Source organism: Vreelandella halophila, from assembly GCF_019903425.1.
In the GTDB taxonomy this organism is placed as follows: domain Bacteria; phylum Pseudomonadota; class Gammaproteobacteria; order Pseudomonadales; family Oleiphilaceae; genus Halospina; species Halospina halophila.
This window is the reverse complement of the sequence record NZ_JACHUZ010000013.1, coordinates 815,959-837,966: the sequence shown is the minus strand read 5'-3', so window position 1 is coordinate 837,966 and position 22,008 is coordinate 815,959. Positions and strand designations below refer to the sequence as shown.

General features: G+C 62.6%; 20 protein-coding genes and 1 pseudogene. 13 read left to right on the top strand and 8 right to left on the bottom strand.

Features of this window, described 5'->3' with window-relative positions:
* Nucleotides 1-222: 222 nt before the first annotated feature.
* Both H4I92_RS17150 and H4I92_RS17145 read right to left on the bottom strand, forming a co-directional pair.
* A pseudogene (locus tag H4I92_RS17150) lies at nucleotides 223-450 on the bottom strand (IS21 family transposase); the annotation flags it as partial.
* Complete coding sequence (locus H4I92_RS17145; protein WP_422821976.1) at nucleotides 383-694, bottom strand: winged helix-turn-helix transcriptional regulator; 312 nt, start codon at nucleotides 692-694, stop codon at nucleotides 383-385. The gene H4I92_RS17145 and the pseudogene H4I92_RS17150, both read right to left, overlap by 68 nt.
* Nucleotides 695-778: 84 nt before the next feature.
* On the opposite strand from H4I92_RS17145, the gene H4I92_RS08260 reads away from it, so the two are divergent.
* Nucleotides 779-943 (top strand): hypothetical protein, encoded by a 165-nt coding sequence (locus H4I92_RS08260; protein ID WP_179105658.1) that lies wholly within the window; start codon nucleotides 779-781, stop codon nucleotides 941-943.
* Nucleotides 944-970: 27 nt separating this feature from the next.
* On the opposite strand, the gene H4I92_RS08255 is transcribed toward H4I92_RS08260, so the two are convergent.
* Nucleotides 971-1,864 carry a LysR family transcriptional regulator gene (locus H4I92_RS08255; RefSeq protein WP_077531709.1) on the bottom strand — a complete coding sequence of 298 codons (894 nt, stop codon included), beginning with the start codon at nucleotides 1,862-1,864 and terminating at the stop codon, nucleotides 971-973.
* A 150-nt stretch (nucleotides 1,865-2,014) separates the two neighbouring features.
* On the opposite strand from H4I92_RS08255, the gene H4I92_RS08250 reads away from it, so the two are divergent.
* The 3 genes from H4I92_RS08250 (at nucleotide 2,015) to H4I92_RS08240 (ending at nucleotide 6,249) form a co-directional block, all read left to right on the top strand.
* Entirely contained in the window at nucleotides 2,015-3,517 is a 1,503-nt protein-coding gene (locus H4I92_RS08250; protein ID WP_077530132.1) for an aldehyde dehydrogenase family protein, read from the top strand.
* A gap of 78 nt (nucleotides 3,518-3,595) precedes the next feature.
* Nucleotides 3,596-4,759 carry an alkene reductase gene (locus tag H4I92_RS08245; RefSeq protein WP_077530131.1) on the top strand — a complete coding sequence of 388 codons (1,164 nt, stop codon included), beginning with the start codon at nucleotides 3,596-3,598 and terminating at the stop codon, nucleotides 4,757-4,759.
* A gap of 233 nt (nucleotides 4,760-4,992) precedes the next feature.
* Nucleotides 4,993-6,249, top strand: a complete 1,257-nt coding sequence (locus H4I92_RS08240; RefSeq protein WP_077530130.1) for an alginate export family protein — start codon at nucleotides 4,993-4,995, stop codon at nucleotides 6,247-6,249.
* 8 nt (nucleotides 6,250-6,257) lie between these two features.
* Here the strand turns inward: H4I92_RS08240 and H4I92_RS08235 are convergent, their stop codons facing one another.
* Nucleotides 6,258-7,262 (bottom strand): LysR family transcriptional regulator, encoded by a 1,005-nt coding sequence (locus H4I92_RS08235; protein WP_077530129.1) that lies wholly within the window; start codon nucleotides 7,260-7,262, stop codon nucleotides 6,258-6,260.
* 109 nt (nucleotides 7,263-7,371) lie between these two features.
* Here H4I92_RS08235 and H4I92_RS08230 point away from each other — a divergent pair, with 109 nt between their 5' ends.
* From H4I92_RS08230 to H4I92_RS08205, 6 genes are read left to right on the top strand one after another with little or no spacing between them, the layout of a single operon-like run.
* The gene (locus H4I92_RS08230) at nucleotides 7,372-9,438 is read left to right on the top strand and encodes a TonB-dependent receptor domain-containing protein (RefSeq protein ID WP_077530128.1); all 2,067 of its coding nucleotides are present in this window, start codon (nucleotides 7,372-7,374) and stop codon (nucleotides 9,436-9,438) included.
* A 15-nt stretch (nucleotides 9,439-9,453) separates the two neighbouring features.
* A complete protein-coding gene (locus H4I92_RS08225; RefSeq protein WP_179105657.1) occupies nucleotides 9,454-10,404 on the top strand; it encodes an ABC transporter substrate-binding protein in 951 nt (316 codons plus the stop codon).
* Nucleotides 10,405-10,418: 14 nt separating this feature from the next.
* Entirely contained in the window at nucleotides 10,419-11,399 is a 981-nt protein-coding gene (locus H4I92_RS08220; RefSeq protein ID WP_077530127.1) for a FecCD family ABC transporter permease, read from the top strand.
* Nucleotides 11,396-12,397, top strand: coding sequence for a FecCD family ABC transporter permease (locus H4I92_RS08215; protein ID WP_338072765.1), 1,002 nt, complete (start codon nucleotides 11,396-11,398; stop codon nucleotides 12,395-12,397). Before H4I92_RS08220 ends, H4I92_RS08215 begins: the two co-directional genes overlap by 4 nt.
* Nucleotides 12,394-13,203, top strand: a complete 810-nt coding sequence (locus tag H4I92_RS08210) for an ABC transporter ATP-binding protein (RefSeq protein ID WP_077530126.1) — start codon at nucleotides 12,394-12,396, stop codon at nucleotides 13,201-13,203. The genes H4I92_RS08215 and H4I92_RS08210 overlap by 4 nt, the downstream gene beginning before the upstream one ends.
* A 25-nt stretch (nucleotides 13,204-13,228) precedes the next feature.
* Nucleotides 13,229-14,212 (top strand): NAD(P)/FAD-dependent oxidoreductase, encoded by a 984-nt coding sequence (locus H4I92_RS08205; RefSeq protein ID WP_077530125.1) that lies wholly within the window; start codon nucleotides 13,229-13,231, stop codon nucleotides 14,210-14,212.
* Here H4I92_RS08205 and H4I92_RS08200 read toward each other — a convergent pair.
* Nucleotides 14,203-15,141 (bottom strand): sensor domain-containing diguanylate cyclase, encoded by a 939-nt coding sequence (locus H4I92_RS08200; RefSeq protein WP_077530124.1) that lies wholly within the window; start codon nucleotides 15,139-15,141, stop codon nucleotides 14,203-14,205. The two genes, H4I92_RS08205 and H4I92_RS08200, sit on opposite strands and share 10 nt — an antisense overlap.
* 241 nt (nucleotides 15,142-15,382) lie before the next feature.
* Between H4I92_RS08200 and tpx the strand changes: the two genes are divergently transcribed.
* Nucleotides 15,383-15,883 (top strand): thiol peroxidase, encoded by a 501-nt coding sequence (gene tpx, locus H4I92_RS08195; protein WP_077530123.1) that lies wholly within the window; start codon nucleotides 15,383-15,385, stop codon nucleotides 15,881-15,883.
* Between the two features lie 4 nt (nucleotides 15,884-15,887).
* On the opposite strand, the gene H4I92_RS08190 is transcribed toward tpx, so the two are convergent.
* The 3 genes from H4I92_RS08190 to H4I92_RS08180 form a co-directional block, all read right to left on the bottom strand.
* Nucleotides 15,888-16,547 carry a thiopurine S-methyltransferase gene (locus H4I92_RS08190; protein WP_077530122.1) on the bottom strand — a complete coding sequence of 220 codons (660 nt, stop codon included), beginning with the start codon at nucleotides 16,545-16,547 and terminating at the stop codon, nucleotides 15,888-15,890.
* Nucleotides 16,548-16,577: 30 nt separating this feature from the next.
* Nucleotides 16,578-17,123, bottom strand: a complete 546-nt coding sequence (locus H4I92_RS08185; RefSeq protein WP_338072764.1) for an LOG family protein — start codon at nucleotides 17,121-17,123, stop codon at nucleotides 16,578-16,580.
* 116 nt (nucleotides 17,124-17,239) lie between these two features.
* Nucleotides 17,240-18,883 carry a methyl-accepting chemotaxis protein gene (locus H4I92_RS08180; protein WP_077530120.1) on the bottom strand — a complete coding sequence of 548 codons (1,644 nt, stop codon included), beginning with the start codon at nucleotides 18,881-18,883 and terminating at the stop codon, nucleotides 17,240-17,242.
* A 137-nt stretch (nucleotides 18,884-19,020) separates the two neighbouring features.
* Between H4I92_RS08180 and H4I92_RS08175 the strand changes: the two genes are divergently transcribed.
* Together H4I92_RS08175 and H4I92_RS08170 are read left to right on the top strand one after the other, a co-directional pair.
* A complete protein-coding gene (locus H4I92_RS08175; protein ID WP_077530119.1) occupies nucleotides 19,021-20,679 on the top strand; it encodes an ABC-ATPase domain-containing protein in 1,659 nt (552 codons plus the stop codon).
* A 69-nt stretch (nucleotides 20,680-20,748) separates the two neighbouring features.
* The gene (locus H4I92_RS08170) at nucleotides 20,749-21,978 is read left to right on the top strand and encodes an MFS transporter (protein WP_077530118.1); all 1,230 of its coding nucleotides are present in this window, start codon (nucleotides 20,749-20,751) and stop codon (nucleotides 21,976-21,978) included.
* The last annotated feature ends 30 nt before the right edge of the window (nucleotides 21,979-22,008 follow it).

Genomic DNA, 22,008 nt, shown 5'->3' with positions numbered 1-22,008 from the left:
TGTTAGCAGCGTCCACTTAACATCCAGGTTAACCGCCCTATGGCATAAAAGGACCGTGTTGACGCCGATTATGCGGCGTCTTGTTACGCTTCGGGTTGAACGCAACCCAGGCTAAATTCTTCCAAAGGTGTCTTTATTAAGTCAATACAATGTTTGTGTTAAAGAACCTATAAATAACCGGGCTTAAACGCCAATTCCCGGTTATTAATAGGTTCCTGAGCCGAGCGAGAAAAGCGGACGGTGGCGCAACGCCGCCAGGATCCAGCGCTCGACGATCAGCACGCCCCCTTCCACATTGGCCTTTTCACGGGGCTTGCGGGCCCGCTTGGGCACAAAACCCACGCCATAATGGCCGGCCATGTCCTGATAAGTAGGGTTGAGATCAGGCTCGTAGCGGTGGGCCTTGTTGACCCCTGATTTCAGATTGTCTGGAACCCCCAATATGCCTGTGCCTGAGTTCCTGGTGGATATGGTGCCACCCGAGCCGGCAGCTCCACTGGTGGGGGCGGGAAAATAGCTCCTCCAGGCGAGCGTTGTCCAGATCCTGTGGCAATAGCCAGCTCAGACCCGCTTCAGCCATACGCCAAAGATACTCGCTCACCGTGGGACGGACGATACCACAGGCCTTCGCAATCTGTCGGTTACTCAGTCCGCTCTCCCACTTGAGGCGAAGGACTTCTTTGATCTTACGCATGGATAACCTCTTCACTGGCATCTAGCCCTCTCCGGATGAAAAGGGTCAGAGTACCGTTAAGTTATCCCGCGCCAGAGGCTTTTAATGGGGGTGACTCAAACGGCCTGCCAGGGTGACAGTTTTGCCGTGGAATCCGGCAACCTTGGTCTGGAATACGCAATGGCCAACAGACAGAAGACGGATGAAGGCATTTGTCGACTCGACGATCGGGTGTTACCAGTGGACGATCCCAGCGCGCTCTGTGTCTAATTCGAACCAGACTGAAAGCGGAACTGTCTAAGCCGAAAACGCCTCATCCAGAAGCGACAGTACCCACTGCTGCAGTGGATCCTGATCGGTACGTGGATGCCAGGCGGCAATAACATCGAAACAGGGAGGCGATTCTTCCAGATGGATGGGAGTTACCAGTGGATGGGGAAGAATCCTTGAAGGCAGAAAGGCAACACAGTCACTGGATGCCACACAGCTCGGAGCCGCGGAGAAGCTGGGGACGGACATGACGATATTGCGCCGATACCCCTTACTCGCAAACCAATCATCAGCGGAACCAATCAGATTGGCACGCGTTGGCGATACGATGAGTTGGGGCAATTCGGCGACATCACCGATGGTCAGCCTGCGCTCATGCAGTGACGAGCCATTACCCGCCACGCAGATGTGATATTCCGAGAACAACAGCTTGGTCTGGCAGGTTTCCGGTGCAAAAGCAGGGAATGTCAGGGCCAGGTCCAACTCGCCGGAGGCCAGCATGGCGTGCAGACGGTCACTCTCGAAATCCCGGACGATCAGCTTCAGGCCCGGCGCCTGCTGTCTGATTCTGGCGACCAGCTCAGGCAGAACCACCGCCACCGCATAATCCGTCGCGGAGATGACATAGGTGCCCTGCACATTCGCCGGATCAAACCGTTCGGGAGGCATCAGCTGCTCAATACTGTCAAAGACAGCCTTCACTCTTGGCTCGAGTTCCTGAGCCAGCGGCGTTGGTACAACGCCCTGACGTGAACGCAGGAAAAGGCGATCCTGGAAGGTCTCCCGCAACTTGTTCAACTGCGCACTAACCGCCTGCTGCGTCATTCCCATCTGACTGGCGGCCCGCGTCAGGCTTCTTTCTTTCAATAGTTCCCTGAGCACACGCAGCTGCTTCAGGTCGATGTTGTCGATACCACTCACGTTTGTATATCCCACCAAAAATTACTGTTTCTGTTTGTGATATTACATCCTTACTCTTGTTCCTGTCATGACAGTCATTCAACGGACACGCGGTTTCCCGCGCCAGTCCGCCTGACGCGCGCCAGGCTCGAACCGAGACAGGAGTACGACATGGTCGACATACTGACGAAAGAGCAATGCCAGAAGCTGATCCAGCCCGCCTATCAGATGCTGATCGGGGGAGAATGGACTGGCAGTGCCTCTTCCCGGACCATCCCAACGATCAACCCAGCCACCGGCGAGACCCTCTCGCACCTGCCCCTGGCGGATGCCGATGATGTTGACCGGGCAGTAAAAGCGGCGCGAGAGGCATTCCCGGCGTGGCGCCGGACGTCGCCCCAGGAGCGCCAGCAGGCACTGCTGCAGATCGCGGACCGGCTGGAGGCCCGCGCCCAGGAGTTTTTCCACCTGGAGACACTGGACAACGGTAAGCCCATCAGGGAATCAAGCCAGATGGACATCCCGATGGCGATTGACCACTTCCGATACTTCGCCGGTGTCATCCGCTCGCACAGCGACGAGGCAACACAGCTTGACGAGAATACACTGAGCCTGGTGCTGAGTGAGCCCATGGGCGTCGTTGGGCAGGTCATCCCGTGGAATTACCCGCTGCTGATGGCCGCCTGGAAGCTGGCACCGGCCATTGCGACCGGTAACACCGTGGTCATCAAGCCAGCGGAGATGACCTCCATCACGCTGCTGACGCTGGGGGAAATCCTGAACGACGTGCTGCCCGCAGGGACCGTCAACATCATCACCGGTAAAGGCTCCGAGGCCGGCCAGGCGCTGCTTGATCATCCGGACGTCGACAAGCTGGCCTTCACCGGCTCCACGGACGTGGGCTATCGCGTGGCGAAATCCGCGGCCGACAAACTCGCGCCCACCACACTGGAGCTGGGCGGCAAGTCGGCGAACATCGTCTTCCCGGATGCCAACCAGGAAAAAGCGCTGGAAGGCGCCGCTCTGTCCATTCTCCTCAACCAGGGCCAGGCCTGCGAATCCGGTGCCCGCCTCCTGGTGCACCGCTCCATCCTTGATGATTTTCTGGAGTCACTGAAGAACCGCTTCGAAACCATCAAGGTTGGCGACCCCATGGACCCCACCACCCAGATGGGCAGCCAGGTGAGCCCGCAACAGACCGATCGGATCCTGGGTTACATCGACCTCGCATCCCGCGAAGGGGCCACCATCCTGACGGGCGGCAAGCGCCTTGAGGATGAGGCCCACAGCAATGGCTGTTTCATCGAGCCAACCATCATTGTGGATGCCAACAATGACATGCGGGTCTCCCAGGAGGAGATATTCGGCCCGGTTCTGGTGGTCATGCCCTTCGACGACGAGGACCACGCGATTGAACTGGCCAATGACTCAGAGTACGGGCTCGCAGGCGCTGTCTGGACGCAGGACATCAATCGCGCCCTGCGGGTGGCACGCGCTGTCAGGACAGGCCGGATGTGGGTCAATACCTACCATGAACTGCCGGCCCACGCGCCTTTCGGCGGTTACAAGAAGTCCGGCATCGGGCGTGAGACCCACAAGATGATGCTGCACGACTACACCGAGACCAAGAGCGTCATCATCAGCCTGAACGAGTCCACCACGGGTCTCTTCTGAAGCCAGCCCCACTGGGCCTGTGACGCAGCGCTCAGGCCCGGTTCCAACACTCCATTCCACTGAAAAGGTTTGAAAACCATGAATACGGAATCGCTTTTTGAATCCATCCGTCTCGGCGATCTGACACTGAAAAACCGCATTGTGCTGCCACCGCTGACGCGCTCAAGAAGCACTCAGCCAGGCAACGTCCCCAACGACATGATGGCGACCTATTATGCCCAGCGGGCGTCTGCCGGGTTTATGGTCTCGGAAGGCACCCAGGTTGAACCCCGGGGCCAGGGCTATGCCTGGACGCCCGGCATTTCCACCCCTGAGCAGGTTGAGGGCTGGAAAAAGGTCACTGAGGCCGTGCATGCCCAGGGCGGCACCATCTTCTGCCAGCTCTGGCACGTGGGGCGGATCTCGCACCGTTCACTGCAACCCGAAAGGGCAGCGCCGGTGGGCCCGTCCGCCATCCGCAACGAAACTGTCAAGGTGTTTGTTGAGACAGGGCCGGGTGAAGGCATGATCACTGATTCCGACGACCCCCGCGCACTGAGTACCGAGGAAGTTGGCGAGATGGTTGAGCTGTACGCCCGGGCGGCGCGCAACGCTATGGAAGCCGGCTTTGACGGGGTGGAGATCCACAGTGCCAACGGCTATCTGGTCAACCAGTTCATCTCGGAGCACAGCAATCAGCGCACGGACCAGTACGGCGGCAGCCTGCGCAACCGGCTGCGCTTCCTTGAAGAGATCGTCGACGCGGTTGCGCAGGAAGTTGGCGCCAACCGCCTCGGTGTCCGGTTCTCGCCCCTGTTTGAGAGCACCGAGGAAGAGCGCGTCTATCTCGGTCTGGTTGAGTCGGACCCCCATGAAACCTATGTCGAGGCGGCCAGGATGCTGGACAGCCAGGATATCGCCTACATCTCGATCGCCGAGGCGGACTGGGACAACGCACCTGAACTGCCGGACAGTTTCTGCCGCGAACTGCGGGAAGCCTTCAGCGGCGCCCTGATTTTCGCCGGTCGCTATACCCCGGAGAAGGCCCTGCGCATGCTTGAAGCGGGCTACGGTGACCTGTTCGCATTCGGCAAGCCCTTTATCGCCAACCCGGACCTGCCCCACCGCATCCGGCATAACCTGCCCTGGAACAGGGTGGACCCTGCCACGATGTACGGCGGCAGTGCCCAAGGCTACACCGACTATCCCACGTATGAGCAGCAAGCCCGGCAGAGCGCCCCGGAACCGGAAGGCGTTACCTGAACGAGCACGTGCTGAGTACGGAGATTCTCCCCTTCGGGGAGGGTCTCCCTCCGCCCGAAACATCTCCCCAACAGCCCCTCATTGGTTAAAAGCTCTACCCCGTAATATATATACCACTGATAATTAAGGGTAAAATTATCATTAGCTTGATAAGTATCATTTAATATATTTCTTCCAAAAAGGATACTCAGCTGAGAATCAAATACTCAGCCGGCCACTGGAGGCCATAACCCATGAGTACCCAATCAACCCTTACCGCCCCCCTTCGCTCCCCTGCTGGCAAGGTTTCCCTCGCGGTTGCTGTCGCAGCATTTTCCGGCGTTATCTGTGCAGACCCCATTACGGATGCCATCAGCAACGGCACACCGTCACTCGATACCCGGTACCGTTATGAAACCGTGGACGAGGACACCTTTGCGGATGACGCACGGGCATCAACGCTCCGAGCCAGACTGGGCTATGAAACAGCGGAAGTCGGCAACCTCAAAGGCTACCTCGAGATGGAACATGTCACCTCGGTCGGCCCTGAGAATTACAACAGTACGATCAACGGGCGAGACAGCCGCCCGATCGTTGCCGACCCGACCGAAACCGAACTGAACCAGGCTTACCTGGCATACAATGGCCTGGCGGACACCAGGCTGACGATTGGCCGCCAACGCCTGAAGCTGGACAACGACCGTTTCATCGGCAATGTCGGCTGGCGTCAGAATGAGCAGACCTTTGACGGTACAACCCTGATCAACACCTCGCTGCCGGACACCACCATCACGGCGGGCTATCTCCATAACGCCAACCGTATTGTCTCGGATGCCAGCCCCAAGGGTGACCTCGCCATGAAGACCGGCATCCTGAATGGTCAGTACGACGGTTTCGATTCCGGCTCACTCTTGGCCTACAGCTACCTGGTCGCCCTCGATAACAGGCCCGAAGAATCAACCCAGACCTATGGGCTGCGGTATACGGGCAACGCCCCCCTCACCGGGAGCCTGAACGCGCTGTATACACTGGAATACGCTCACCAGAGCGACTACGACGACAATACCCGTGACCTGGATCAGGACTACTATATGCTTGAGGCGGGAGTCGATTATGCCGGCGTTCAGTTCAAACTCGGCCAGGAGGTGCTGGGTAGTGATGACGGCGCTGCGGCCTTCCAGACCCCCCTTGCTACCCTGCACGCGTTCAACGGCTTCACGGATCGGTTCCTTTCAACCCCGGACGCCGGACTTGTGGACCGCTATACCAGCCTATCCGGGACTCTGAATGGCGTAGCCCTGATGGCTGTCTACCATGAGTTCGACAGCGACGAAGGCAGCGGTGATTACGGCTCTGAAGCCGCGCTGCAGGCAACGTACAGGCTCAACGAGACATACACTCTGGGCGCAAAGTACGCCACCTACGATGCCGACGGCTTCAGCCAGGACAGCAGCGCCGCCTTCAACCGGGATACGGATAAGGGCTGGCTCTGGGTACAGGCCTCGTTCTAGCTGCGATGTCATGCCTCTGTCGTATCGCGGGCAGGATTGTCCCGCTCCCTGCGGCAGCAGGCGCCTCCCGGAGTCTCAGCTGAGCCGTCCATCCCTGGGTAAACCGGCTGATGCCGTGCCCAGGCTGCGGGTACCGAACGCCGAAGATACTGAAGAAAGGCCCGTGCCCGGCGCGACAGGCTTCCATGGGGATACAGAAGCCAAACCGGGAGTGCGGGCCCCTGCCATTGCGGCAGGCACAGCTCCAGCGTTCCGGGATGGGCCTCCAGACGACGATTGGTCAGCCAGTGCGGCATCAGCCCCAGCCCTTCCCGGCGCACAATCGCATCGCCTTGGAGCACGAGTTGATCAACCCGAAGCCGCGACTGCGGTGGCGCCATGGAATGGACGCCACCAGCGCAGTGGACCAGTTGCAGTTCCTCCTGTTCCCCGGCCGTTCCCAACAGGTCAATCCAGGTATGATCGAGGAGCTCTTCCGGCGAAGCGGGGCGCCCCCGGGCGTCCAGATAATCCGGATGGCCATAGATCCCCTGCGTCAGTGCCCCCAGAGGTTCTTGCCTCAGATGGGTCTCACCAGGGCTGCCGAGCCAGATGCAGATGCCATCCGTCTCCGCTCCTGGCGGCTCGGTCTGGGTTCTCAGGGTGACGCGGAGCTCGGGATAATCCCCCATGAACCCCTGGATAACCTGGGAAAACCAGCCACGGATGAACGCCTCATGGGCACTCAGAACCAGCTCCCCGGCAATCCGCCCCTGGATCTCCTGCAGCGCCTCCTGCCCCTCATGCGCCAGGGACAGCATCTGCTGGCAGTAACGGTGGAACAGCTGCCCCGCCTCGTTGGGAACAAGATGATTGGCCTCGCGCCGGAGCAGTGACTGCCCCACCCCCTCCTCCAGCTTGCGGATGTGGCGGCTGAGGGTGGATTTGGGAAGATTCAGCTCACGCGCTGCGATGCCAAGCCCACCTCCTCTCACCACCGCATCAAAAGTCTCCAGCTCTTTCAGGTCATACATCGCCTGGGTGTTCCGTTTTCCGCAACAACGTGTCCCACCTTATCACCTTAGCCGGGAGAATGCGAAAGATTATCATTGCCACCACATTTTCAGGTGTAAGGAGCCATCCATGTTCCGTCCATCCACTGGATCCACCGTTATCCGCCCGACAGCACTGGCTGCTGCCGTTGCGCTCGCCTCCTCCGCCCAGGCACAGATGCCGGGCCAGATGGAGGAACTTGTGGTGACGGCATCGGGTCATGAGCAGAATATCGCCGATGCTCCGGCCAGCATCTCCAGCGTCAGCGGTGAGGAGCTGCAGAAGAAAAGCTACACCAACATCACAGATGCCATGAAAAACGTGCCTGGTGTTTTTGTGACCGGTGGCGGCAATTCCCAGGACATTTCGATAAGGGGTATGGGCGAGGAATATACTCTTTATCTGATTGACGGCCGCCGTGTATCCGCAGGTCGCAATATCAATACCAATGGCAACGATGGCGGCAAACAGATTGTGCTTCCGCCAGCTTCCATGATCGAGCGGGTGGAGGTCATCCGTGGCCCCATGTCATCCCTTTACGGCTCAGACGCCATGGGGGGTGTCGTCAATATCATCACCAAAGACAGCACAGGTGAATGGTCCGGTGAGCTTGCTACTGAATACACGAAGTCATTCTCCGATCTCAATGAGGACAGCCGCCAGACAACAGCCGCTGCGGGTGGCGCGATCATTCCTGGTCTCCTTGGCCTACAGCTGAACGGCTCAATCCGGGATACCGAGGAAAGCACCTTTATTGGCGGCACCGATAACGCGGAAAGTACGCCCGAAAGCACACGCAAGCAGGGGAGTGCTGAGCTGACACTTACCCCGGACTCCACCAACACGTTTGACCTTTCCTATTCCAGGGCTGAACTCAACTACACGCACAGACCGGGGGTCAGTATCCCGCTTCAGGGGAGACGAGGCCCCAACGAGACCACCAACTACAGTTATCGCAAAACCGTCTACCAGGCTGGCCATGAAGGCACCTATGGTGATCTGACCGTCGACAGCTATATCCAGCATGATGTTTCCGAGCGGGCCCGCGTGCTTGAGGAAAAGAGAGAACAGATCACTACATTCAACAACAGAACCACCTATCTGGCCGGCGAGCACCTGATTACCTTTGGGGGCCAGTACAAATACGAGGACCTGACCGACCAGACCAATGGTCTTCTCGATACCAATGTCCCAGCAGCCACCGACAATGTGAGCCGCTGGATCGGAGCCCTGTTCGCCGAAATCGAGTGGCGGGTTGCCAGGAATCTCAACGTAACCACCGGCCTCAGGTACAACGACGATGAGCTCTTTGGGGGGCACTGGACACCCCGTGCCTACGCCAACTACAGGCTGACGCCACAATGGACTCTGAAAGGTGGCGTTTCCACCGGGTACAAACAGCCCAGCCTCCCGTCAGCCACTGAAGGTTTCGGGCGCCCTACAGGCGGTCCCGGCTCACCCGCTCCCCACAGCCGTGCGCTGATCATCGGCAACGAGAACCTCGACCCGGAAACCAGCACCAACTATGAACTTGGATTCGTCTTCAACAGCGCGGACCGTCGCCTGAACGCCAGCACAATGCTGTTCAGAACGGAATTCGACGACAAGATCGCGGAAGACCGCTACTGCGTCTCAGGCCCGTACGACGAAATCAGCGAACAGCCCGATCAGTGGAACTGCAGCTACGAGGGTAATGATTACCTGTTCCTGAGCACCCGCAAGAATATCGACGAAGCCATCATGCAGGGTGTAGAGATGACTCTGGACTACCGGTTCACCGAAGGCCTGACTCTGAGTTCCAGTTACACCTACACCGAATCCGAACAGCAAACTGGCGAATTCGAAGGAGAGCCTCTCAACAAGATTCCCAGGCACATGTTCAATGCCGGAATCGACTGGCAGGCCACTTCCCTCCTGAATATCTGGGCAGACACCAATATCCGCGGAGAAACCAGTGATTACCTGGGCAGAACCAGTATGTCTGGCGGCACCCCGGGGTATGGCTTCGTCGACGCAGGGCTGACCTACCAGATCAACGAGGACGCCCGTTTCAAGGCCGGCCTCTACAACATCGGCGATAAGGAGGTCACCAATGACACTTACGGCGTTGTACTGGATGGCCGCCGGATGAATGTCGGACTTACGGTCAACTTCTAAACAGGGGAAATAACGATGTTAAAGCAGAAGACCGAGTACCTACGGGGTATCTGTGCCGCCATCCTGATTATGGCTTTCACAGGCATGAGCCTGGCCACCGAAACCCGTACCGTCGAAACCGCCTTCGGCGAGGTGGCCCTTGAGGGCACGCCGGAGCGGGTCGTCACCACCTACGAAGGCGCTCTGGACACGGCCATTGCCGTTGGTGTTCAGCCGGTGGGCGCGATTGCCTCACGCGGTGGCAGCCAGGTGGCGCGCTACATCGAACCAAAGGCGGACAATCCGTCCATCGTCGGCACCGTGGCCGAGACCAACCTGGAGTCCATCATCGCACTGGAGCCGGATATCATTCTGGCCTCACCCCGCACCAGCGAAGCACAGTATCAGTCACTGTCGCGCATTGCGCCGACCGTAGTGCCGGACACCACCAGCATCGAAAGGGACAACTGGAAGCGCGAGACCCGCATCTTCAGCAGGGCCCTGAACCGCGGAGAAGCGGGTAAGCAGATGCTTACCCGGGTGCAGGATCGAGTCGAGGAAGTCTCTGCCCTGGTGGCCGATGTTACGCCGGAAGATACCCCTTCCGCCGCTGTGGTCCGCTGGATGCCCCAGGGGGCGCTTTTCATGGCGCCAAACCTGTTCTCCCCCGGACTGCTCCAGGATCTTGGATTCTCCGTCTCCGGTGATGACCTGGTTCAGCAGGGCCGCCCACACAGCGACATCCTGAGCCAGGAGAACCTGGGCCTGATCGACCGCGACTGGCTTTTCCTCGCCACACTGAACGAGGACGGTGAGCAGGCCCTGGAGAAAGCCCGTGAAGCGCCCGCCTTCGAGCGCCTGGAGGCGTCGCGCAATGACCGCATCATTACGGTCGACGGCCAGCTCTGGAGCAGCGCCTCCGGCCCCATCGCCGCCCTGACCGTGATTGAACAGGTCGAAAGCGCCATGAAAACGCGCCGGCAGTAGCCCGCGTAAAGACCGTGACCCTGCGTTCCCTGTTTCTCTGGGCACTGCCCGTGATCGCACTGCTGGCAAGCCTGTCGCTGGGGTCGGGTTCCGTCGGCCCCGGCGACGTGCTGGCGCTGCTGTCTGGCAACGGCAGTGACGAGGCCCGCTTCGTGATGACGGAGTTGAGATTCCCGCGCACCGCCATCGGTATCGTGGTCGGGCTGGCCCTGGGCATCTCCGGCGCCCTGCTGCAGTCGCTGACCCGCAACCCGCTGGCCGAACCCGGGCTTCTGGGCGTGAGCGCCGGCAGCGCCCTGGCGGTCACCGTCATGATCCTCATGGGCTCGGACAGCGCGGCCATTACCACGCCCGTGGCCCAGGTCGGCGCCCTGGCCGGCTGCGGGCTGGTGGTCGCCGTAGCGCGGATGCAGGGGCCAGGCCGCGACCCCGTTCGCCTGATCCTCGCCGGCGCCACGCTCTCCGGGCTGCTGTTGTCGCTGACCTCACTGATCATGATGGCGGACCAGCGCACGGCGAACGAGATCCGCTTCTGGGTGACGGGCAGCATCTCCGGACGCCAGTGGGAAGAGCTGTTCGCCACGCTGCCCTCAATGGCTCTGGCCGGCCTGACAACCGCACTGGTCGCGCGCCCTCTCGCCTCCATGGCACTGGGTGAGCACGTGGCCGTGGGGCTGGGCTACCGGCCGGGGCGGGTCCAGTTCCTGGTGATCACCACCGTCGCCCTGTTCGTGGGTGCCGCCACAGCACTGGCAGGCCCCCTGATGTTCCTGGGGCTGGCCGTGCCGTTCATCGCCCGCGCCATTGGCGGGCCGGATATCCGGCGCACCCTGCTGCTCTGCCTGGCGGTCGGGCCCACGGTACTCCTGCTGGCGGACACCCTCTGCAGGCTCCTCGTAGCACCGAGCGAACTGCCTCTGGGCGTAACCACCGCCCTGCTCGGGGCGCCACTTATGGTGATGATCGTACGCCGCCATAGGATGCCCACATTGTGAAGGAACTGATGCAACGCCGTACCGTCCTCGTGAATACCGCCCTGGCGCTCGGGGTGGCTGTCGCCGCACTGGCAGCACTGAGTCTGGGCACAATTCCCCTGCACCCCGTCGGGGTTCTCAGAGCATTCACCACGGGTGAGGCCTCCCAGCAGATGGCGCTGATCCTGTTCGAGCTGCGCCTGCCCCGCGTAATGGCCGGGGCTCTCACTGGCGCCGCCTTTGCACTGGCCGGCTGCCTGATGCAGACACTGGCCCGGAACCGCCTGGCCACCCCCGGCATCATCGGCATCGACAATGCCGCCACCGCGTTTGCCGTCGCCTCAATTACCGGGGTGGGCATCGGTCTGGCGCCGCCCGCCATGGCACTGGTGGGTGCCGCCACGGCAGCTGCGCTGGCCTTTGCGCTGGCGGGGCGCACCGGCACCAGAGGCTACCCCTTTATCATGGCCGGCGTTGGCATCGGCGCCATTGCCGGGGCCATCACCCAGCTGATGCTGACCCGGGTCGCCATTGATGCGGCCAACGCCGCCTACCCCTGGACCGTGGGCAGCCTCAACAGCCGGGAAGCCATGGCCACCCACCTTCTTGCAGGGGGGCTGGCCCTGTGCTGGCTGGCGGCGCTGGGCATCGGGCGCCACCTGAACGTGCTGCGGCTTTCGGAAACGGTCGCAACCGGGCTGGGCACCCATCCGGGCCGGCTCCGGCTGGCCGGTCTGGGTATTGCCATACTGCTGACCGGCCTGGCCGTGGCGGTGGCCGGCCCCGTGGGCTTCGTGGCCCTGCTCGGGCCCGAGATGGCACGCTCGGTCAGCCACCCCGCCCGCGTACCGCTGACGGCCTCGGCCCTGGCCGGCGCCATCCTGATGCTGTTGGCAGACCTCGCCGGACGCATGATCCTCGCCCCACTGGAAGTACCGGTGGGCATCGTAACCGCCATTGCCGGCAGCCCCTGGCTGCTCTGGATTCTCCTGCGGCAGACGCCGGGACGTGCACTATGACAGACGCGAACTCCGCGAACCCCACCCTCGCCACCCGCAACCTGCGCATGGCCCATGACCACCATACGGTCATCGAAGACCTGAGCCTGACGCTCAGCCCCGGCAGGGTTACGGCCATTGTCGGGCCCAACGGCTGCGGCAAGTCCACACTGCTCCATGGGCTGGCCCGGGTACACCACCCCGCAGGCGGCTCGGTACTGCTGGATGGTGGCGATATCCACCGCCAACCGTCACGGGAGGTCGCCCGCCGCCTGGCACTCCTGCCCCAGGACAAGGATGCGCCCCAGGGCCTGACAGTACGGGATCTGGTGGGGTTCGGGCGCCACCCGCACCAGGACTGGTTCCGGCCACCCAGCCCGGAAGATCGCGCGGCCGTTGACAGCGCCCTGGGAGCCGCACGCCTGGAGGAACTGGCCGAACGCCCCCTGGATACCCTCTCCGGCGGCCAGCGCCAGCGGGCCTGGATCGCCATGAGCATGGCCCAGCACACGCCATTACTGCTTCTGGACGAACCCACAACGGCGCTGGACCTGGGCCACCAGATCGAGGTGTTCGAGTTGATCCGTCAGCTCGCCGCCACCGGCAGGACCATTGCCATGGTCATCCACGACCTGCCCAGCGCCTGCCGCTATGCGGATCACCTGATTGCCATGAAAGAAGGCGCCATCATCAGCGCCGGCACGCCGGGCGAGGTTGTCACCAGGGCGCTGGTGCGGGATCTTTACGGTGTGGAGTGTGATCTCCTGGAGGACCCGGCCACCGGCAGCCCGCTGCTGATCAATATGCGGCGCAGCACTGATCCGTAATACGGCACTGAACGAATAAGGAAATATGAATCAGACTCCGGACATCGCGATTATCGGAGCCGGCATCGCCGGCCTCACAGCCGCCCTTCGGGCCAGGGAAGCCGGCCTGTCTCCCGCCGTATTCGAGAAAAGCCGCGGCCCCGGCGGGCGCCTTGCCAGCAAGCGTACCCAGGACGGTACGAGCGTGGATATGGGAGCCCAGTTCTTCACCGTGCGCAACCCGCGCTTCAGGGCACTGCTGGCGGACCATGACGGTGACGCCGCTTTCGGGTTATGGGAGGCCACGCTCTGGCACGAGAATAAGGAAGGGGAAGCCTCCAGCTTCCACCAGGCCCTGCGCTATGTCGGCATCCCCCGCATGACCGCCATAACCCGGTCCCTTGCCGATGGCCTGCCGATCCAGACGGAAACCCGGATAACCGAACTGACCCGGACACCCGGCGGCTGGTGGCTGGAAACGGATCAGGGGCGGCATGGCCCTTTCTCCAGGGTGATCATCACCACGCCCCCGGAACAGGCCCGGGATCTGTTGCCGGCAACTGTCACCGCTTCCCTCGAGCTGCAAAACTTCCGGATGCTGCCGTGCTGGGGCCTGGCGCTGCGCTTCGGGGAACCGCTCGACCTGGGTTTTGACGGCATGCAGCTGGCCCATGAATCCCTGGGCTGGGTGGCCCGGAATTCCAGCAAACCAGAACGCGGGAACCCGGAGTGGTGGGTGCTGCACGCCAACAGCACCTGGTCAGAAACACACCGGAGCGCTGACAGCAGCGAGGTTGCCGCAGCCATGACCACCGCGTTCCGCCAGCGTTTTGACGTAACCCAGACGGTCACCGACCACCTGGCCCACCGCTGGCTTTATGCCCGCCCGGCTGCGGGGCCCACACCGGGTTTCCTGAGCGTGGCTGACAACAGCATCGGCCTCTGTGGCGACTGGCTGGCGGGTGGGCGTGTTGAGGGCGCGTTTGAGAGTGCGGACGCGCTGGCCGCCGCATGGCTCGGTCAGCCGTAAACGCAGTCCCGTCCCGCCTGCTTGGCCCGATAGAGCGCACGGTCCGCCCGAGCCATGAGATCATCAATGCCGTCGTCGGCCGCGAGCAGGGAGGCCACGCCGAAGCTGGCACTGACACTGACGGTGGCATCACGGCAGGCCACGACAGAACCGGAGAGAGACTGACGCAGCCGGTTGGCGAGGGTTCGCGCTTCACCCTGCTCCGTATCCGGCAGCAGCAACACAAACTCCTCGCCGCCAACACGGGCCGCAACGTCACCCTCACGCACACAGTTGCCGATCAGTCGGCCGATGTGGCGCAGAAGCCGGTCACCGGCCTCGTGGCCGTGCTCGTCATTGATCTGCTTGAACCAGTCCAGATCAAACTGCACCAGTGAGAGAGGCCGCTCGCTGCGCCGGGCCCTTGCGAGCAGCTTCTCCGCCGCCTCGAAAAAGGCCCGCCGGTTGTTCAATCCCGTCAGCTCGTCTTCGCGTGCCAGCGCATCCGCACGCTCGCGCTCGGCCCTCAGCGCCTCCTCCATCTCCCGGCGCTCGGTGATGTCGGTGGCGATCTCCAGCCGTACGAGACGCCCGTCCGGCCAATAAATGGCCTGATCGCGACACTGGTACCAGCGGCCGTTGGCCCTGTTCTGGAACTCCCAGACCAGTGGTTCGGCCGGCTTCCCATGCTCATCCAGAAGCCGGGAATTGGTGCAGAAGGGGCATGGACTGTCCCGATCCTGGAGAACCGCCCAGCACTTGCGCCCCGCTGGCTCACCCCAGACACGCCGGCCATAGTCGTTCATGAACAGCAGCTCGTGCGTGTCCATGTCCGCCACATAGATGAGCGCATCCAGATTGTCGAGGATGGTCAGCAGGGCCTGCGGGTCCGTCTGGCGGAAGTTGGCAACAGTGGTCTCCCTGAAAAACACCGGCTCGCCATCCTGCATATGCGGACTCCAATACCTCAGAAGGAGTAAGTATCATTGCGAAGAGGGACGGATGCCAAGAGAGGGCGACATAAAATCTGAAAAAATACAGCGAAAAGTCAATCAAGAAAGACTGGGCAGCTGATGGGCCATCGGCTTTGTTCCTGTACTGCGTTGTGGCACTGTTGGGTCATCCGTGGTCACGGTGACAGCGTAATCTGCGGAACCTTCCAACAAACGGACCGAAACAGGGAGAACAGCAATGGCACAGGTCACTCTTGGCGGCAATCCGGTCGAGGTCAGCGGCAACCTTCCCCAGCCGGGCGAAACAGCGCCCGATTTTACCCTGACCAACCCGGACATGGAGGAGAAATCCCTCGGTGACTGGCAGGGTCAGCGCCGCATCCTGAACATCATTCCCAGCGTGGATACCGGCGTCTGCGCTGCCTCAACCCGCACCTTCAATGAAAAGGCCAGCGGCCTGGACAACACCGCGGTTCTGGTCATCTCGGCGGACCTGCCGTTCGCGGCGGCGCGCTTCTGCGGCGCGGAAGGGCTTAAGGATGTGACCACCCTTTCGTGCTTCCGCAATGACAGTTTCCGGCAGGATTACGGCGTCAACCTCACCTCCGGTCCCTTCCGTGGCCTCTGTGCCCGCGCCGTGGTGGTTCTGGACGAGAACGGCAAGGTGCTGCACAGCCAGCTGGTATCGGAGATCGGCGAGGAGCCGGACTACGAGGCGGCACTGAAGGCGCTGGGGTAACGCCTCACCGAGCCGGTTCGGTGGTCCGCTCGAGCCGGTAGGCCGTTTCCACCAGGGAGGTGACCCCCGCCTCCCTGAGGTGAGCATAATGGCCGATCACCTCCTGGCGCTCGAGCTGTTTGACCCGGAACCAGTTCTGGGCATCCAGCTCCGGGCGCCGCACCGGAAAGGGCGGCCCCTGCATTTCGCTGTCCGGGTACTCAAAGGTGATGAGCAGGCCCACCCCACCTTCCGCGACCAGAGACGCCAGCTTCCTGAGGTAGTCAGCGCGCATGGCCTCCGGCATGGCGATGAGCGCGGCCCGGTCATAGAACGCCTCAAATTGCCCGCCTGGACGGAACCCGAAAAAATCCCCCACCAGCAGATGGATGTTTCCGGAATGATGATCCGCCAGCCCGTCAGAACGTGAGTGGACCGCCGGCTGACACTGCCATTCCTGGAAGAACTCATCCACGGCACGCTGATCCAGCTCAATGCCGGTCACGGTGTGGCCCTCACTGGCGAGCCACCGCATATCCAGTGTCTTCCCGGACAGCGGCACCAGTACATCAAGCCCCTCGCACCCGAGTGAGTGCCAGTGATTCCGGAGCATGGGGTGGATGTCGCTGCGGTGGAAGCCGATCTTGCGCTCGGTCCAGATGTCATACCAGAACTGCGGCTCCATAAGGGGCTCCCGGCCTTTATTTAGATTAAACTAATATAGTTTAAGGGCATTGAGCAAGTCTTCCGGAGCCTGTGACACGGTCAGCATGGCCCGGTGCCGGGGATGCACAAACCCCTCGGAAACCGTGCCATCCAGAAAGCGGATCAGGTCGTCGTAATAGCCGCGGGTGTTCAGAAGCCCGATGGGCTTGGCGTGAAAGCGCAGTTGGCCCCAGGTGAGAATCTCGAACAGTTCCTCCAGGGTGCCGAGGCCACCCGGCATGGCAATGAAGGCATCGGCACGCTCGGCCATGAGACGCTTGCGCTCGTGCATGTCAGCCGTAATCAGCAGCTCCGTGAGCCCTGCGTGGGCCACCTCCTTCTGCTGAAGGGACTCCGGGATCACCCCAGTCACAGCGGCGCCCGCCGCCAGCATCTCATCCGCGATCACGCCCATCATGCCGATGGAGGCGCCACCATAGACCAGCCCGAAGCCCTGCGCCGCCATGGCCCTTCCCAGCCGGCGCGCAGCGTCCGTGTATTCATCACCATGCCCTGAGCGGGAGCCGCAGTAGACACAGATGGACGTCATCGCCATCCCCCCCTGATCAACGTTGCCGCAAACCTTAACCCGGCACAGGATTCCGTTCCATACAGATCGTCCTGCCCCGGGTTACATCAAGGCATCCGGCAGATGACGCAGTGGCGCCCGGCTCAGTCCACCCGGAACTGGCGCACCATGGATTCGATCGATTCCGCGGCACTGCCCAGGGACTGGGACTGCTCCTGGATGCTGTTGAGTTCCTCGCGGACCTGCCCCGCCAGGGTGGTCAGATGGTTCAGACTGGCCGAGATCTCGTTGGAGGCCTGGGACTGCTCCTCCGCCGAGGTAGCCACATGCTGGGTCATGTCGGTGATGGTGCTGACCGACCCGGCGATGGCTTCCAGCGCCTCCCGGGCTGAATCCACGCTCGTCTGCATGCTCTGGGTCTGCTGACTGCTGCGCTGCATGGTCTCAACCGCGTGGCGGGTACCCTCCTGCAGCTGGTTGATCATTTCGCGGATCTCGTCCGTGGACTGCTGGGTACGGCTGGCCAGGCTGCGCACCTCATCCGCCACCACGGCGAAGCCGCGCCCGTGCTCACCGGCGCGGGCCGCCTCAATAGCCGCGTTCAGCGCCAGCAGGTTGGTCTGATCCGCCACACCATGGATCACATCCAGCACCTGGCCAATGTTCTGGGCATGCTCATCCAGTTTGCCAATGGCATCGCTGGACTGCTGCACCTCCTGAACCAGGTTCGCCATGCGGTCACGGGCCTCCTGTGCGGTGTGCTCCCCCTCGCTGGCGCGGTCATTGGCGGTGCTGGCGGCGTCCGCCGCCTCGCTGATGCGCTTGGCCACATCATCCACGGTCTGGGTCATTTCCTCGATGGCGGAGGCGACCGTGTCCAGCTCGGATTTCTGCTGGTCAAAGGATTGCCCCGCCTCTGTCACCGAGTTGCGGACGCTGCCGGCCACTTCCTTGTTGGTGCCGACCACCTCCCGAAGTTCACGCACCATATCCTGGATCCGGGACACAAAACTGTTGAAACCATTGGCAACGCGGGCAACCTCATCGCCACCGCTGTCATCCAGGCGCCGGGTGAGATCCCCCTCGCCCGTGGCGATGCTCTCCATGGCAGCAGCGGCCGCGCCCATGGGCTGGGTCACACTGCGCACAATCAGGAAGCTCACGCCAATCAGCACCAGAATCCCAATCACCGCCAGCGTTACCACGCCGCTCATGGCGGCAGCGTACTGGGCTTCCTGTTCATCCAGGTAGATGCCGGTGCCGATCACCCAGTCCCAGGGTTCAAACCGCTGAACATAGGAAATCTTGCGTACTGGTTCGTCAAAACCGGGCTTGGGCCAGTGATAGGGCACAAAGCCGGAGCCACCCTCGTTGCGGATGGTCCTGTTCATTTTCTTGAACAGGTGGATGCCGTTCGAATCCTCGTAGTCCCCCAGCTTTTTCCCCTCCAGATCCTCACTGAAAGGGTGCATGACCATGACCGTATCCATATTGTGGATCCAGAAATAGTCATCGTCGCCATAGCGCAGGTTGCGCACGGCTTCGGCGGCGCGGCGCTTGGCCTGCGATTCACTGAGCTCACCATCCTGCTGGCGTTCGTAATAGTGCTCCACCATCGTCATGGTGCTCTGCACCAGGTTCTTGGTGCGCTCCTTGCTGCTGTTGTAGAGACCTTCCTCGAAATCGTTGGCAACCATCAGCACAATCCCGAGCAGGAGCAGGAAGGCAACGCCCACCAGTCCCATCAAACGCTGACGGATGGTAAAACGGCGCATCAGGGCAAGCATGATGTGGTCTCCGAATTTTCGTAATGGCGAACTGGTTTGCAATATAGTTGCGGGTGCGACATCCGTCACGGACAGAATTGAAACACTTGTTCAACGAGCTGCTGTTAGCATGCCCATTTATGTAATCGGAAGGATCCATGAAAGAACTCGCGGCATTACTCACACGACTCGACGGCAAAGGCTACAAGGCCTATAAGGATCTACTCGGCGAACACCGCTTTGAGGGCTGGACCCTGATCGTCGACCACGTGCAGGCCGACCCGTTCGCCGCGCCCTCGCGCGTTCGGGCCCGGGTGGACGCGGCCACGGCGGGGCTCCCAGCAACGGTATTCAAAAGCCAGGCAAGACGGTGCGCGGCACGGGATTACATCGCACGCGCCTTCCGCCAGGCCACGGGCAAGGAAAAGGCACTGGGCATCGACGCCGGTAACCAGACGGTGCTCGACCGGACAGCGACCCTGATTGATGACGACGGCGGCGTGGAACTGCGCCTCAGCCTGAGCCTGCCCGCCCGGGGCCGCAGCATCATGGGTCACCAGGCCCGCAAGCTGATCTGTGAGCAGCTGCCCGAGGCGGTGCTGACGGCGGCAACCGCCCGGCGTCTGGACCTGGCGGCGCTGGAACGGCACATGGCCGTAGTGGAAGACCAGCAGGCGTTGCGCGCGCAGTTGCCGGAGCACGGCATCGTCGCCTTTGTGGCCAATGGCTCCGTCCTGCCCCGGCGCTCGGGAATCGACGACCGGCCACTCCAGGACGCCATCCCGTTCGAGACACCGCCATCCCTTGCCGTCACGCTGGAGACCCCCAACAACGGCCCCGTCACCGGCATGGGGATTCCCAATGGGATCACCCTGATCGTCGGCGGCGGCTTCCACGGCAAATCCACCCTGCTTTCGGCGGTGGGGCTCAGCGTCTACGACCATGTGCCCGGGGACGGACGCGAACAGGTGGTCACCGATGCCGGCGCCACCAAGATCCGGGCCGAGGACGGGCGCGCCGTACATGCCCTGGACCTCTCTCCGTACATCAACCGCCTGCCCTACGGTAAGACCACGGAACGTTTCTCCACCGAGCTGGCGTCCGGCTCCACCAGCCAGGCGGCGGCCCTGCAGGAAGCCCTGGAGGCCGGTGCCCATACCCTGCTGGTGGACGAGGACACTTCCGCCACCAACTTCATGATCCGCGACCGCCGCATGCAGGCCCTGGTCGCCCGGGAGAGTGAGCCCATCACGCCCTTCGTGGACCGCATCCGGCAGCTGCGCGATGAACTCTCGGTATCCACCATCCTCGTGATGGGCGGTTCCGGGGACTACTTCGACTGCGCGGACACGGTCATCCAGCTCCAGGACTACCACGCCCATGACGTCACCAGCGAGGCCCGGGCGGTGGCCGAACGCTTTGCCACCGGGCGCGAAACTGAGGCCCTGGACCCGCTGAATCGACCGGAACCGCGCCCCCTGGTCGGCAAACAGCTGGACCCGGAAACCAAGCCGGGCAAGGTGAAGATCCAGGCCCGGGGGCCGGATACGCTGATCTTCGGGCGCGATGACGTGGACCTGCGCTCGGTGGAACAGGTGGCGGATCCCTCCCAGGTCCGGGCCATCGGCCAGCTCCTGGCGCGGGTCGCGGAATCCGGCACACGGCTGGATCAGCCGCCGGAGGCACTGGCGCAGCGGCTGGAGGCAGGGCTGACGGCGCTCAGCCGCCGCCCGGACGGCGACCTGGCGATGCCCAGGCTGCATGAGGTGATGGCCGTTCTGAACCGCCTGCGCAGCTCGGCTTTCGGAGACTCCTGATACGGAGCCCCTGTAACGGCGGACTCCGGCGCATTATCATGGCGCTCCCGATGATCACCGGAGTCCGTCTTGAACTCACGCCTGCCGCGCTTCATACAGACCAACCCCTCGCTGGCCCTGTTCGCGCTCATGGCCACGGCGCTGTCCGGGTTCGGGCAGACCTTCTTCATTTCCATCTTCGGCAGCAGCCTGCGCGACACCTTCGAGCTGAGCAACGCCACCTACGGCACCTACTACAGCCTGGCGACCCTGTGCTCGGCCATCGTGCTGGTGCGGCTCGGGACCATCGTGGACCGCTGGTCACTGGCCAACACCATCACCCTGGCACTGGGCCTGCTGGGCGCCAGCGCCCTGATGCTGGGGACCGCCGCCCACTGGCTGCTGCTGATTCCCGGCTTCTTCCTGGGGCGGCTCGGCGGCCAGGGCATGATGACGCACATCGGCTTCACCGCGGCCAGCCGCTACTTCGAGCGCGACCGGGGCAAGGTCATGGCCCTGACCGTCTCCGGCCTGCCGCTGTCCGAGGCCCTGCTGCCGGCGGCCGGGGGCCTGATCCTGGCCGCCTGGGGCTGGCGCTCGCCCTGGCTGCTGGGCGCGGCCTTCCTGTTCCTGCTGGCGCTGCCGCTGATGCGCTGGCTCGCCCGGGATGCCCGCCATCCGAGCGAGTTCCGTTCCCACACCCACGAGGACGGTGACGGCGCCAGCGCCAGTGGCTTCACCCGGCGCCAGGCGCTGCGGGACCCCGGCCTCTACATGGCCCTGCCGGGCGTACTGGCCGTGCCCTTCACGGTGACCGCCATCCTCTTCCACCAGACGGCCATTGCCGAGATCCGGGGCTGGTCGCTGGAGCACATCGCCCTGGCCTTCTCCGGCTACGCCCTCGGCCACTTCCTGATGCTGTTCGTGGCCGGGCCGCTGGTGGACCGCATCGGGGCGCGGCGGTCGCTGGCGATGGGGCTCTACCCCATGGTCGCGGGGCTGGTGGTGATGGCCCTGACCCACGCGGTCTGGACGCCCTTCCTCTACCTGGCGCTTACGGGCATGAGCCAGGGCTTCGCGGGCACCGCCGGCAACGCCCTCTGGCCGGAACGCTACGGCGTGGCCCACATCGGCGCCATCCGCTCCCTGGCCCAGGCGGCCATGGTGCTGTCCACCTCCGCCTCCCCGGTCCTGGCCGGACTGGCCCTGGACGCCGGCGTGACGCCAGCCGGCCTGGGCCTGACCCTTGCCGGCGCCACCGTGGCCGCCTCCCTGATGCTCCTGCTGGTGCCTGACACACCAAGCAGCAGCACACCCTGATCATTGACCTTGCCGGATACGGTGCTCCTG